The organism is Alicyclobacillus herbarius DSM 13609, from assembly GCF_000430585.1.
Classification (GTDB): Bacteria; Bacillota; Bacilli; order Alicyclobacillales; family Alicyclobacillaceae; genus Alicyclobacillus_G; species Alicyclobacillus_G herbarius.
The window spans coordinates 83951-96715 of record NZ_AUMH01000015.1 but is presented as its reverse complement, the minus strand read 5'-3'; the positions used below and the strand labels follow the sequence as shown (position 1 = coordinate 96715).

Genomic DNA, 12765 nt, shown 5'->3' with positions numbered 1-12765 from the left:
GAACTGGTGACCTCATCCTTACCATGGATGCGCTCTGCCAACTGAGCTATGGGAGCCTGGCTCCCCGAGTAGGATTCGAACCTACGACCCTCCGGTTAACAGCCGGATGCTCTACCGCTGAGCTATCGGGGAATAACACTCCAGCAAGCATGCATGGGGTGAGTAGTGGGAATCGAACCCACGAATGCCGGAACCACAATCCGGTGCGTTCACCACTTCGCCATACTCACCGCATGGTGGAGGGGGAAGGATTCGAACCTTCGAAGCTTCCGCAACGGATTTACAGTCCGCCCCATTTGGCCACTTTGGTACCCCTCCATCAATTTGTGCTCGGCATCATTGGAATGAACCGAGCAGCGACATGCAATAAAATAACATGCCACGCACCAATCATGCAAGTGTTTCAAGACAAATTTTTATCCACCCTGTTTCCGTCAAAGGAATAAGCCGAAAGGGGCGGAGACCATCTGGCCATTCCGCCCCACATGCTCACTGAAAACGCACGTCTATCCTTTGCCCATCGGTCGGCTCAGCCTTGGGCAAGCGTACTTTTAGAATTCCGTTGTGATATGTCGCCTCTGCCCCCTCCTCGCGAACCTGTGCAGGCAAGGGGACGACTCTTGTAAATTGACCGTAGTATCGTTCTGTTCGATGCACGTGATGATCGCGATGCTCCGCTTCCTGTTCAATCTTGCCCTCTAGATAAAGCTGTCGATCACGAACCGTAATGCGCACATCATCCGGCTTATTTAGGCCCGGAACTTCCGCAGTCACATAAACATTTTCGTGATCTTCGTGGACATCGACACGAGGCTGGGTTTTAAACCATTCCGGATACCAATTGCGATCCGCAATTGATGGCAACAACGAGGAACCAATGCGTTGGAAAAGATCAAACGGGTCTTGTGGGACCAAGGTCATACTCTCACCTCCATAAGGTATCCTGCCTCTAATCCGTGGTGAATATGACCTTAACGTATACCCGGGCAAGATCTTACGCGCCGACAAATTCAGCCGTTCCAACGTCTGTGCGGTAATGGAAAAATCAAGTCCGGTTGTCCCTGCAATGTTTTGTCAAGACGTATGAATCTGTTCTTTGTAGGAAGGCCACAATTGCCACTTGCATCGGTGCAGCGGATATGGTATAGTCATTCTCGCGCCGATGAGTTTCACCATGAAATTGGCCGAGAGCCATTAGCTCAGTTGGTAGAGCACCTGACTTTTAATCAGGGTGTCGCTGGTTCGAGTCCAGCATGGCTCACCATGTGCGGAAGTGGCTCAGGGGTAGAGCATCGCCTTGCCAAGGCGAGGGTCGCGGGTTCGAATCCCGTCTTCCGCTCCAAGCGAGATGATAGAGGCCAAACGTGGCCTCTATTTTGTACCTTTATATATATCTGGAGAGGTGGTCGAGTGGTTTAAGGCAGCGGTCTTGAAAACCGCCGTGTCCGCAAGGGCACCGTGGGTTCGAATCCCACCCTCTCCGCCACGTACATAAAGCCTTGATACATCAAGGCTTTTGAGTGAAACGCATCTCACTGCTACTTTGCGGTCAGATGCGTTTTTCGTATTCGTGACCGCGTTGGACTAAACATCCAGTGGAGTCGCTCGTGTAACACGGAGGGATACTGTCAGGTCGCCATACGCCATACGTCACGCAGACCGTGCAGGCAGTCTAACGGTCTATCCAGACAGAAGCCCAGTCAGGGGCTTCATCAATCGGAAAGCTGAGGCCGCGAACCCAAGGCTGCACCGCATACCGTTCCAGCGGATAGCCAATCGGAATGCAGACTGCGTTCCGTAGGAGTTCTGAACTCACCTTCCCCAACAGCAATCCCCGATCTCGTTCATTGCGCGTGGATTCCGCCCTGTCCAACCATCTGTCTATGCTTTGGCTCTGGTAGCGCGTGGAATTTAAAATCGGTGGGTTGCCGGAATGGAACAGACTCAAAAAGTTGTTGGCATCCGGGTAATCCTCGTGCCATCCGAAGTAGAACAGGTCGGCTTGTCCCGAATTCAAACCGTCTACAAATTTGTTAAACGGAACCCGATGTTGCTGTACCCGAAAACCAGCTTGATTTAATATCTGAGCCATCTCTTTGACCATCGCGTCTTGACCACTATCGGATAATGACCAAAGCGTTAACCGTACGGGTTGATGGTGCCCAGATTGCTGCATCAGCTGTTTGGCTTTTCGGAGGTTATACGGATAAAGGGCTGAAGTACCCGATACTTGGTCCGGAGTGCCTGGCGGCAGCAACCCCCGGGCCGCCCCGAGATCACGCATACCATGGACGAATTGAGCGCGGTTGACCGCATAAGCTATAGCCTTTCGAACGTTTACGTCCGTAAACGGTTTGTGTTTCACATTCATACCCAAGTACCACATTGTTGCCCCCGGTTGAGTGAATACCTTTTTATGCTGGCGTACGTTCACTTTCATCTGATTCCAGGCGCGGGTGGCGCTTGCTCCGTCTCCGATGAGACTCGGTTCAACCCACGCAATGAGCCCTTCCTCGAAATCCACCGCGGCCACTTCCGGTGCACGCACCGGGTGAAGAATAACTCGATTCAGGTAGGGTAGCTTCGTCCCCCCTTCATTGACACGCCAATACCTTGGATTGCGTGAAAAGACCCACTCTTTCCGATGCACCGTGGTTGGTTGAAACGGACCACTCCCCATCAGGGCACCCATCCCTCGGCCATGCTGAGGCTTTCGCGATACGTCGACAGCCGACAAAAACGTAAGTGATAAAATTTTCAGAAAATCAGCCTGCGGTTTGATAAGGTGAAAAACCAATGTGTCCCGGTTCACCGCCCGCGCCCCAGAAATCGATTTTGATTTTCCGTCGTAATACTCGACCGCTCCTTGAATGTCAAAAAAGAAACTCGGCGCAGGACAAGGATGCGGCCTCAACCTGCGGCTTAACACCCGTTTTAACTCGTTCACGAACGAGGTGGCCGTCACCAAGTCTCCGTTCCAAAATCGCATCCCGGTCCGCAGGTGAAACGTATAGGTTCGCCCATCCTTAGACACCGACCAGGATTTCGCTGCCATGGGAAGAACTCGACCCGAGTGCGCGTCGTATCGAACCAAGGTGTCGTAAAGTTGGCGAACCAACTCCTGGGAGACCGGATCAAACGCACTGGCCGGATCCAAATTCACCTTATCCGCCACGACATCCAGCGAAACCGTCCCCCCTGCCTGAGGACGTTTTGGCGAGGAAGGTTTTGCTTGACGCAAGTTGTCCACCATCATTTTCGTCCTAGGCGTCGCCGTGTGGAACCCACACCCCGTAGTAATCATCCCCATTATGAGCGTCGATAAGACGGTCCACCAGCGCAACGTCACCCGCTTCATCCCCGTTTCCCTCCTGAGCAAATATCGACCTCGCTTTTCAATCTATTAAATCGGGTGCTAGATTATGTCTCACTGAAGATTGGCTCCGCCCGCACATGACAGAACCCCGGTCTTGGTGTATGAGGGTAGAGGTAAACGGTCAAACTAGCGTTCATGATACGACCTAGACGCCATGTCGCACTGCTGTTGGCCATCGCGTCCGCCAGCAGCTTTTTGGGATTTGATATCTATCAGGCAGAGGGACACCCATACGCAGAACACCGTCATGTCGAGGCAGCCGTTGCGGCATTTGCCTCCATTCGTGATGCGGACGTCGAAACGACGCCGCATCAAACCCTGGATGACTTCACGTTGACCGCCTATGCGCTCGATCCGGTTTCCACAGGAAAACGACCAGGAAGCCGCGGTTTTGGCGTTACAGCCAGCGGTACGCGAGCACAAGCTTTTCGCACTATTGCGGTCGATCCGTCCGTCATCCCTATCGGAAGTTATGTATATATTGAGGGGCTTGGCTGGCGAGTCGCTGAGGACACGGGAGGTGCAATTCGCGGGCGGCACATTGACGTCTTACTCCCATCCCGAAAGGACGCCATTCAGTTTGGCGTCCGACGCCATGTGAGAATCTACATTTTGCCGCGCCAGATTTTTCCGCGCCAGGCGGTTCGGGACGGGCAACGAGCTTAGCGCTTCTGCTCTCGTTCGAGATACGCTTGCATCTGCTCGATATACTGCAGAAATAGCGGCGCATACTCGCGGACTCCCGATTCGATTTCGTCCGGCTTAATACTTACATATCGCCGGACCAAGTCCTGCCGTAAACGTACGGCGCCCTGAAACCGTTCAAACCAGTTCCGGCTCACGACCTCTTCCTCCATCAAGACACGCAAAATGTCCGCGTACCCGCCCGGATCGCGCATAACAAGCGCGTCAATGAGGAGCGCGGCTGCATCCGTCACGCACTCAATCCCCACGTGCAAAGCTCGCTCGGCCGCCCACCGGCGTTCAGCCGTGGTTGCCCAGCCGGATGGTAGCAACGCCACACTCTGCAGCCACTCGGCTCGCTCTCGCAAAGCCTCCAGACACGCACCAATTTGTTGCTGCAACTCATTCGTAATGAACACAGCATGTCCCTCCATCACCGATAGTTTTGGAAATCACGGAGCCCATATAATAATTGGCAGCATTCTATGCAACGCCAATCCTCCAGAAGATCCGTCAATATCAGTTTTCTCGGCAGTATCCTTACAGTATAATAGCTATAGTGGGCGAACGAATACCAGCTTTGTACCACCTCTGCCGGGAGTCCATACAGGTCGTGAATGATGATGGTCGAAAGACCTCTTCTGTATCGTACCCGTGATCTCGGAGGCCGCGCAAGCGGACCGTTCCTTGTCCATGCTGTGGACGGATCGGCTGCAGAGTGTGCTGCTGCGGAGGGTCATGGGCCTTTGCCACGCCATCAGGATGCACCGTGAAGGCAGAGTTTTTCTGAAGGAGTGAAAGACAAAAATGTTGGAGCAACTTTCATGGAAAGTTGGCGGTCAACAAGGAGAAGGCGTGGAAAGCACCGGCGAGACGTTCGCAATTGCGCTGAACCGCCAAGGGTATTATGTGTATTCATTTCGTCATTTTTCTTCCCGCATTAAAGGAGGCCATTCTAACGATAAAGTCCGGGTCAGTCTCAAGCAATACCGGGCGATTGCGGATTATACGGACGTGCTCCTGGCCTTCGACCAAGAAAGCATTGACCTGAACGTTGGCGAGGTCCGAGAAGGCGGCGTCGTCATCGCGGACAGCAAATTCAACCCGAAAGCCCCCGATCATGTGCGGCTGTTCTCGGTGCCGTTGACCAAGATCGCTGAGGAATGCGGCTCTTCCATTATGAAGAATATGGTTTCCCTCGGTGCGTCCGCATGCTTACTTGGACTCCCCGTGGACACGTTCCGGGAGGTGATCGAAGAGCGGTTTTTGCGTAAAGGCCAGCGCATTGTGGATCAAAACATGGAAGCCATCACCCGTGGGTTCAACTATATGAAAGACTTGGGCGGGGCCGATCCGGCATTCGCCCTGCGGCCTGCGGATGGGACCCGTCGTCTGTTCATGATGGGCAACGAGGCTTTGGGATTGGGTGCCCTGGCAGCTGGGGCCCGTATCATGCCTGCCTATCCGATTACCCCTGCGTCGGATGTGATGGAGTTTCTGATTAAGCACTTCCCGAAGGTTGGCGGGGTCGTTGTCCAAACGGAAGACGAAATTGCGGCGATGAACATGACAATTGGTGCCGCGTATGGTGGAGCCCGGGCCTTCACCTGTACCGCCGGTCCGGGTTTGTCTCTGATGATGGAAGCCATCGGATTGGCGGGTATGACGGAAACCCCTGTTGTCATCATCGACACGCAGCGTGGCGGCCCATCCACCGGTTTGCCAACCAAACAGGAACAGTCCGATATGTTGGCGGCTTTATTCGGAACCCATGGTGAGATTCCGAAGATCGTACTTAATCCGGCCACGACCGAGGAGTGTTTTACGGTCGTAGGCAAGGCCTTCAACCTGGCTGAAAAGTACCAGTGTCCCGTCATCATCATGACGGACCTGCAACTGTCCCTCAGCAAACAGACCACCGACATGCTGCGCCTGGAGGACATCGTGATTGACCGTGGCGCTATCGCCGACGCGGAGGATCTGGCACAGGAGGCTGGAGGCGAGTTCCTACGCTATCAACTCACAGACAGTGGCATCTCGAAGCGCGTCTTCCCGGGAACGAAAGGTGGGCTGCACCACGTGACGGGTGTGGAGCACATGGAGACGGGGCGCCCAAACGAGACCGCCGGAAACCGGAAATCGATGATGGAGAAGCGGATGCGTAAGCTGGAAGGCGTAGAAATTGAAGGCAGCGTCGTCCGGACGGGTGACGATGCCCCCGACATCGCCATCGTCGGCATTGGCTCGAATATCGGCGCGATTTCTGAAGCGATGGAATGGTTGCAGCGGGACGGATTGAAGGTGGCGCATATCCACTTGCACGCGATTCTGCCGTTCCCGACGAAGCAGCTCCAAGCCGCATTATCGGGCGCCAAGCAGGTTGTCGTGGTCGAAAACAACGCGACGGCCCAACTCCGTCATCTAATGTCTTTCTTCGGCGTGGATGCTTCACCGGTTCAGAGCTTCCTCAAATATAATGGCCAGGCCATTTTACCGGTGGAAATTTATGAGTTCTGCAAGGAGATGAACTGACGTGGCTACGGTAAAGGACTTTCGCAACAATGTGCGGCCCAACTGGTGCCCCGGATGCGGCGATTTTTCCGTACAAGCGTCCATTCAGCGCGCCCTGGCCGCTTTGGGAAAAGAACCCCATGAAGTGGCGATTGTGTCCGGAATTGGCTGTTCCGGCCGGATTTCGGGCTACATCAACACGTACGGGTTTCATGGTGTACACGGCCGCGCGTTGCCGGCGGCCCAAGGCTTAAAACTCGCAAACCGGCACCTGACCGTCATTGCCGCGGGTGGTGACGGCGATGGTTTTGGCATTGGCCTCAATCACTTCATGCACGCCGTTCGCCGGAATATGGATATCACGTACATCGTGATGGACAACCAGATCTACGGCTTAACCAAAGGGCAGCATTCTCCCACCAGTGCCCACGGCTTTGAGGCGAAAACCACGCCACAGGGAAACATCGAAAACGCCATTGTTCCGACCCAGGTAGCTTTGGGTGCCGGAATTGGCTTCCTTGCACAGGGATTCTCGAGCGACGTCAACCAACTAGTCAACCTGATTGAGCAAGCGATTCAGTACCGCGGATTCTCACTGGTAAACGTCTTTAGTCCCTGTGTCACGTATAATAAAATCAACACGTATGACTGGTTCCGCGAGCACGTCTTCAATCTGGATCAAGTCCCAGATTACGATCCGACCGACCGAGCGGCCGCGATGCAGATGGTGATAAAAACGGGTGGACTGGCCACTGGGCTCATTTATCGCGATGATTCCCGGGTGCCGTATGAAGACCAAATTCCGGGGTATCCGGAGCGGGCCCTTATGGAGGAAAACCTCTCTCTAGACCCGGAGCTGTTCCAGAACGCTCTGAAGCAATTTGCCTAAAAACAGAACCACGGAGTTGGCGAATACCCTTTTCCCCGCTCCGTGGTTTTTCGAAGGCTCCTTATTGCAAAGATGCCGCCACATGTTTTCTTAAAATTGAATAAAGCGACAGATACACGTCGTCTTTCAAAATTGGGCTGATGTCTACCCTTTCTTGCAGTTGTGACGGATTAGGCAAAGCTCCGAGCTGTACACCGATGGTCTCCGAGTCAGACGGTCTGTCAACCCATTTTTCGACAAAGCCCCAATAGACCCACTTGAAAAGGAATGAATCATCTATTTGCGGGATTTGATACTCAGCCAGCCAAGTCAGTTTTTCCATCAACGCCCCTGACTCTTCCCAAACCTCGCGTACAGCGGCCATCTCTGGAGATTCGGCCGGTTCACACTTACCGCCTGGGACTTCCCATCCCCGTACAGGGTGCTTAACCCAGACGATGGAGCCTCGGTAAATGGGAAATACCAGTACCGAATGCGGACGCTCGACCGACGGCCTGTGCAAACGAATCGCAACCGCGGGCTGCCAAGTTTCATACTCATACCGCACGCTCATTCCTTCCTTTCCGAGCTGGCCTTATCTCGTCGACGGGTGACCACGGACCACCAAAGACATCCGCTAAGGAGGTTGACCGTTTATGCCAGACCCATTCAACGCGGCGTTCCGTTCCGTCTCCGTGCCGCAAGGTACATTCCTGCGGCAAAAACTGCTGTACGAGTATACCACGGCGGACAACATCTACGATGTGGAGCTGTTCGTGAATCAAGATGATACGTATTACGCCATTGCGGTACCGCGCGAATCCGAACGTCTCGTCGTGTACGGCAGCCGAGTCCTCCCATCGGCTGAGGAGGCACTGCAGGAACTCATCCATAAAATCCCGATTCCAGAATCCCCACCCAAGCCGAATGTTTAACCGAAAGGTCCGTGATTAACCAGAAAGGCAGCCACCTTGGCTGCCTCACCACCACTTTCCAAATGCAATCCCTATAAGAACCCCAATTGCAGCCCCCACCAGAACCTCACGTGGTTCATGCCCAAGAATCTCTTTCAGCCTCTCCCCTTCTGACGTGGCAGAGGGTTCGAGGTAAATTCCGGAGCGTGCAATCTCCATGGCGAGTCGATTGAGAAGCACAGCGTGCTCGCCGGCATGCCGTCGAATTCCGCCCGCGTCGTACATCACAATCGCGGTGAAAACAACCGACGTCGCGAACACGGGCGAAGACGGGCCCACCACAAAGGCCAACGTTGTGGTCAAGGCGGCAACACTCGCGGCATGAGAACTCGGCATTCCACCGGCATCCACCACTTTGTGCACGTTCCATTCACGGTGGAGGAGATATTCCACGGGAACCTTCAACATCTGAGTGACCAAAATGGCACAGATGGCCGCCATCAAAGGCGCGTTTTCCCATAAGCCAATCAGGAAGTTCTGCAGGTTCTCGTTCATAGCCTCAGCTCAATCGTTCTGAATCGATTCCACAGTGGTCTTATCCAAACGTTTCACGAGCTCCACCAACAGCTGAACCCCGTGGTCAAAATCTTGTTGATGATAAATGGCGGCGTGACTATGAATATAACGCGTGGGATAGCCAAAAGCGATGGAAGGTACCCCGGATGCGTGTGTATGGAACCGTCCGGCGTCGGTACCTCCGCCCGGAATGACCTCAACCTGCAGAGGAATCTTTGCATCGGATGCGGTATCCATCACAAAGTCCCGAAAGCGACGGTTTGGGATCATACTCGCATCGTACAAAAACAGGCACGGGCCGGACCCCAACTTGGAGAGTGCCTCACTCTTCGAAAGCCCTGGGGTGTCTCCAGCCACACCGACATCCAAGGCAATCGCGATGTCAGGATGAACTTCGTGGACAAGGGTTTGCGCACCCCGAAGTCCAACCTCTTCTTGGGTAGTTGCTCCAGCATACAAAATATTCGGGTGTTCTTGTCCTTGAAGTTCCCGTAGCACCTCAACAGCTGTGGCACAACCCAGACGATTATCCAGCGCCTTCCCCATATAATATCCATCCCCAGCCAGGGGCACGAACGGACTCACAGGCGTGATTGGGTCCCCTGGGCGGACACCCACGGCTTCCGCTTCCTCTTTATCTCGCACGCCGATGTCAATAAACATATCCCGTATCTTGACGACCTTGTTTCGCTCTTCGGCTGGTAAAACGTGCGGCGGCTTCGCGCCAATGACACCCAGAATCTCTCCCTTGCACGTTTGTATCACCACGCGCTGAGCGAGCATCACCTGCGACCACCATCCGCCTACCGTTTGAAAGCGAATAAACCCTTCATCCGTTATGTACGTCACGAGCATACCAATTTCATCCAAATGACCGGCCAAGAGGACCTTTGGACCATTCGGGTCTCCGACTTTTTGTCCGACAATGCCCCCAAATCGATCCCGCTTCAGTTCATCCGCCAGCGGTTCGAGATAACTCTGATATAATTTTCGGATGTTCTGTTCAAACCCGGAAACCCCATGCGCATCACACAGGGTTCGAATCAACTCAATCCTTGCCGTATCATTCAAGACGGTCTCCCCCTTCTTCGCACTGTAAGTCTGGGACAACCACTCATTCCTGCATCCATCCTACCACATGCCGACTCCACCACGGCACACATAGCCATTGGGAATTCCAATGGATTTCATGCACATTGCCGATTCTACCCCCATATCATAACAGTGCCACAGGCGACCGTTTCAGCCACGGGGAGGTATGAAAACTTGATCTACGTCGCGCCTTTACACTTTGACGGCTGTACCTTCTTACAAATTGAAGTCAAACTTCCTAAGACCAATCTGCTCATCATCCAGTGTGAACAAGGATATGTAATGTGTGGAGCGCTGGATATCCAACTTCTCCGCGAAAAACTCACACCGCGTCACATCGTTGCCGCAAGGGCCACCGGCGTACGCACATTGGATGAACTATTGTACGCCGATGTTGAATCGTGCACACAAGCCGCAGAGGAACTTGGCATTCAGCCAGGCATGCCCATTCGCGAAGCACTGGTCCGGATGTATCAAAGTGCAAGCGTGCAAGACTAAGCCGTATGGCAAGACCGGCTTGAGAAAAGCGATGACCTAACGACTCCGGAGCTGGTCCAAACGGATCGCTCGCTTATGCACGGTGTGGGTCCATTTCCGATTGCTCTTTGTAAAGTACGCCTGCAGCACCACGGGTCCCCATGTCCACAAAAAGAACGGCAAAATGATGAGACCAAAATAAGCGCGCCAATTGACCCGTTCAAGCAGCAGTGCCAAGGGCATTTGTAAATACAGAAATACGTTCACGGCGACCCAAAACTGAGTGGGTAACAGCGACGTAACGTGCGTCAGCGGCGTTGCATGCGGGGTAATTTGCAACAGCATCATCACAGATGTTAAAAATAGGATGAGAAACCGCATGGGCTGAAACAGATAGATGCCCGCATCAATTTTGGCAAAGTCTCGTTCTCGAATCCCTGCCTGAATTAACGGCCACATGTGTTGTCGCGCACAATGGAAGTGCCCTTGCATCCAACGCAGGCGCTGCCGCGCCGAAGCCATTATGGTCGTCGGCTTTTCATCGTAAACCTTGGCGTCGTGATCCCAGATGGGCAAGATGCCACGTTCCACACAGCGAACCCCGAATTCCAGGTCTTCGGTCAAACCGGTAGCCCCCCACCCCATCTCATGGAGTAAGGCCATATCGATGCATAATCCGGTGCCCCCGAGTGAACACGAAAGGCCCAAATTTTGCCGCGCGTTTTGCCACATCCGATTGCTGAACCAATAGGAAATGGCCATAGATACGCTGACCCACGTATCAAACGGATTCTTCACACCAAGGTATCCTTGAATGACTCGATGCCCTTCGCAGAGACGCTGATTCATCCGCCGAAGAAAGTCCATGGCAACCAAGTTATCCGCATCCACCATCACGACCGCGTCATAATGCGTGGGGCCCTGCCAGAGCCGCTCCAGCATCCACTCGATGGCATACCCCTTCCCCCGATTCGCTTGATTCCTCCGAACGTGCACCGTGGCGCCATGACGTTCTGCAACTTCCCGCGTGTGGTCAGTGCAGTGATCCGCAATGACGTGAACATCATACAATCGGCGTGGATAATCCTGTGCCATCAAGCTGTCTACCAGTGGCCCAATCACCCGCTCTTCATTATGTGCAGGGATAATCACGGCAAACCGCTTTTGCGGGTGGAAAGTAACAGGACGACGACGGTGCCAAATGCCAAAGAGTGACGTCAGGATTTGATATATACCGATTACGCCCGTGAACAGCTGCATCAACAAATACAAAGTATTCAATATAATGTGCACTAGGGACACGGTCCGACATCCCTCAGCTTTCCTGTAGGATAACCCACGCTACACCATTTTGCGGGGATTCGGCCTCGCTGTCAACGAATGTGGGTCATGCCCTGCCCCCATTCAGTCCTCATGTTTCACAGTTTTGTTCCATTCATGTATCATGGCGCTAAGCCAGGCCCCCCGGATCCCGGTATGCTTAAAGCGGCATGTATGCTTCTCGATACGGCGATGTCGTTCTAGACGATACCGCCCCATAAATTGATATCCGTATAGCCCACTGTTCGTACAACCTCTCAAAGGAGGGCCTTCATGGCAGCACACTTGAACACCTTCATGGTTCATCACGGCTTGTCCGCGGTCTTCGTCCTGATGACCCTGGAAAGTATCTGCATCCCGATTCCGAGTGAACTGGTAATGCCGTTTGCTGGTTATCTGAGCAACTCAGGCCAATTGGCGTTGATTCCGGTTATCCTTGTGGCCACGATTGCGAATCTCGTCGGCGGATGGATTGCCTACCTCATCGGCCAATGGGGCGGACGTCCCTTTGTTCTCAAATGGGGTCGTTACATTCTTTTGCATCAAGCGCATCTGGAACGAGCCGAAGCTTGGTTCCATCGTTATGGAAGTCTCTCGGTTTGCATCGGGCGCCTGTTGCCGGGCGTACGGACCTTCATTTCTCTCCCCGCAGGGATGGGACGGATGCCACTGGGGAAATTTTTTATCTTTTCCGCCGTCGGCTCGCTCGTATGGAATACGGCTTTGACCCTTTTCGGCTACCAGCTCGGAAAACACTGGGAACTAGTAGATAGTTACTTAAAACCCCTCAGTGTAATTGGAGTCCTTGTCCTTGTGGCCAGCGTGCTCTGGTTCTGGTTTGGCCGCAACCGCGTTTCACAGAGAGAGAGCCGTCATTTCCGCCGTTCCAAGTGACTCGCTCCCGAATGAAACCCCCCAGAAAATCCCCGCAAGCGTCGCCTAGGTCG

13 protein-coding genes and 6 tRNA genes are annotated in these 12765 nt (G+C 53.7%); 9 read left to right on the top strand and 10 right to left on the bottom strand.

Translation table 11 applies throughout. The features are described 5' to 3' along the window. Positions 1–57 precede the first annotated feature (57 nt). The 4 genes from H522_RS0111550 to H522_RS0111535 form a co-directional block, all read right to left on the bottom strand. Positions 58–132: transfer RNA gene (locus H522_RS0111550), tRNA-Asn, on the bottom strand. A 22-nt stretch (positions 133–154) separates the two neighbouring features. Further along, a tRNA-His gene (locus H522_RS0111545) sits at positions 155–230 on the bottom strand. Positions 231–234: 4 nt separating this feature from the next. Next, positions 235–318, bottom strand: a tRNA-Tyr gene (locus H522_RS0111540). Positions 319–489: 171 nt separating this feature from the next. Then, positions 490–921 (bottom strand): Hsp20/alpha crystallin family protein, encoded by a 432-nt coding sequence (locus H522_RS0111535; protein ID WP_026962431.1) that lies wholly within the window; start codon positions 919–921, stop codon positions 490–492. A 267-nt stretch (positions 922–1188) separates the two neighbouring features. Between H522_RS0111535 and H522_RS0111530 the strand changes: the two genes are divergently transcribed. The 3 genes from H522_RS0111530 to H522_RS0111520 all read left to right on the top strand — a co-directional run bounded on the left by H522_RS0111530 (position 1189) and on the right by H522_RS0111520 (position 1486). Then, positions 1189–1264, top strand: a tRNA-Lys gene (locus tag H522_RS0111530). A gap of 3 nt (positions 1265–1267) precedes the next feature. Continuing rightward, positions 1268–1342: transfer RNA gene (locus H522_RS0111525), tRNA-Gly, on the top strand. A 54-nt stretch (positions 1343–1396) separates the two neighbouring features. Beyond that, positions 1397–1486, top strand: a tRNA-Ser gene (locus H522_RS0111520). Positions 1487–1672: 186 nt separating this feature from the next. On the opposite strand, the gene H522_RS0111515 is transcribed toward H522_RS0111520, so the two are convergent. Beyond that, positions 1673–3358, bottom strand: coding sequence for an ABC transporter substrate-binding protein (locus tag H522_RS0111515; RefSeq protein WP_026962430.1), 1686 nt, complete (start codon positions 3356–3358; stop codon positions 1673–1675). A 153-nt stretch (positions 3359–3511) separates the two neighbouring features. Between H522_RS0111515 and H522_RS19090 the strand changes: the two genes are divergently transcribed. Further along, positions 3512–4042: a 3D domain-containing protein gene (locus H522_RS19090; RefSeq protein WP_081412089.1), complete on the top strand. Its 531-nt coding sequence runs from the start codon at positions 3512–3514 to the stop codon at positions 4040–4042. Here H522_RS19090 and H522_RS0111505 read toward each other — a convergent pair. Next, positions 4039–4479: a DUF86 domain-containing protein gene (locus tag H522_RS0111505; RefSeq protein ID WP_026962429.1), complete on the bottom strand. Its 441-nt coding sequence runs from the start codon at positions 4477–4479 to the stop codon at positions 4039–4041. The two genes, H522_RS19090 and H522_RS0111505, sit on opposite strands and share 4 nt — an antisense overlap. Before the next feature lie 388 nt (positions 4480–4867). On the opposite strand from H522_RS0111505, the gene H522_RS0111500 reads away from it, so the two are divergent. Together H522_RS0111500 and H522_RS0111495 are read left to right on the top strand one after the other, a co-directional pair. Further along, positions 4868–6592 carry a 2-oxoacid:acceptor oxidoreductase subunit alpha gene (locus tag H522_RS0111500; protein ID WP_026962428.1) on the top strand — a complete coding sequence of 575 codons (1725 nt, stop codon included), beginning with the start codon at positions 4868–4870 and terminating at the stop codon, positions 6590–6592. Between the two features lies 1 nt (position 6593). Next, on the top strand, positions 6594–7460 hold the full coding sequence (locus H522_RS0111495) for a 2-oxoacid:ferredoxin oxidoreductase subunit beta (protein WP_026962427.1): 867 nt from the start codon (positions 6594–6596) through the stop codon (positions 7458–7460). 61 nt (positions 7461–7521) lie between these two features. Here H522_RS0111495 and H522_RS0111490 read toward each other — a convergent pair whose 3' ends face one another. After that, positions 7522–8007, bottom strand: coding sequence for an NUDIX domain-containing protein (locus H522_RS0111490; protein WP_051344202.1), 486 nt, complete (start codon positions 8005–8007; stop codon positions 7522–7524). Between the two features lie 88 nt (positions 8008–8095). Here H522_RS0111490 and H522_RS0111485 point away from each other — a divergent pair, with 88 nt between their 5' ends. Then, positions 8096–8374, top strand: a complete 279-nt coding sequence (locus H522_RS0111485; RefSeq protein ID WP_026962425.1) for a hypothetical protein — start codon at positions 8096–8098, stop codon at positions 8372–8374. Between the two features lie 45 nt (positions 8375–8419). Here H522_RS0111485 and H522_RS0111480 read toward each other — a convergent pair whose 3' ends face one another. Together H522_RS0111480 and H522_RS0111475 are read right to left on the bottom strand one after the other, a co-directional pair. Next, complete coding sequence (locus tag H522_RS0111480) at positions 8420–8908, bottom strand: divergent PAP2 family protein (RefSeq protein WP_035453613.1); 489 nt, start codon at positions 8906–8908, stop codon at positions 8420–8422. A 9-nt stretch (positions 8909–8917) separates the two neighbouring features. Continuing rightward, positions 8918–10000 carry a M42 family metallopeptidase gene (locus H522_RS0111475; protein WP_026962423.1) on the bottom strand — a complete coding sequence of 361 codons (1083 nt, stop codon included), beginning with the start codon at positions 9998–10000 and terminating at the stop codon, positions 8918–8920. A 195-nt stretch (positions 10001–10195) separates the two neighbouring features. On the opposite strand from H522_RS0111475, the gene H522_RS21955 reads away from it, so the two are divergent. Then, positions 10196–10519, top strand: coding sequence for a YunC family protein (locus H522_RS21955; RefSeq protein WP_026962422.1), 324 nt, complete (start codon positions 10196–10198; stop codon positions 10517–10519). A gap of 36 nt (positions 10520–10555) precedes the next feature. On the opposite strand, the gene H522_RS0111465 is transcribed toward H522_RS21955, so the two are convergent. Beyond that, positions 10556–11800, bottom strand: a complete 1245-nt coding sequence (locus H522_RS0111465; protein ID WP_026962421.1) for a glycosyltransferase family 2 protein — start codon at positions 11798–11800, stop codon at positions 10556–10558. A 291-nt stretch (positions 11801–12091) separates the two neighbouring features. Here H522_RS0111465 and H522_RS0111460 point away from each other — a divergent pair, with 291 nt between their 5' ends. Then, a complete protein-coding gene (locus tag H522_RS0111460; protein WP_026962420.1) occupies positions 12092–12712 on the top strand; it encodes a DedA family protein in 621 nt (206 codons plus the stop codon). Positions 12713–12765: the final 53 nt, after the last annotated feature.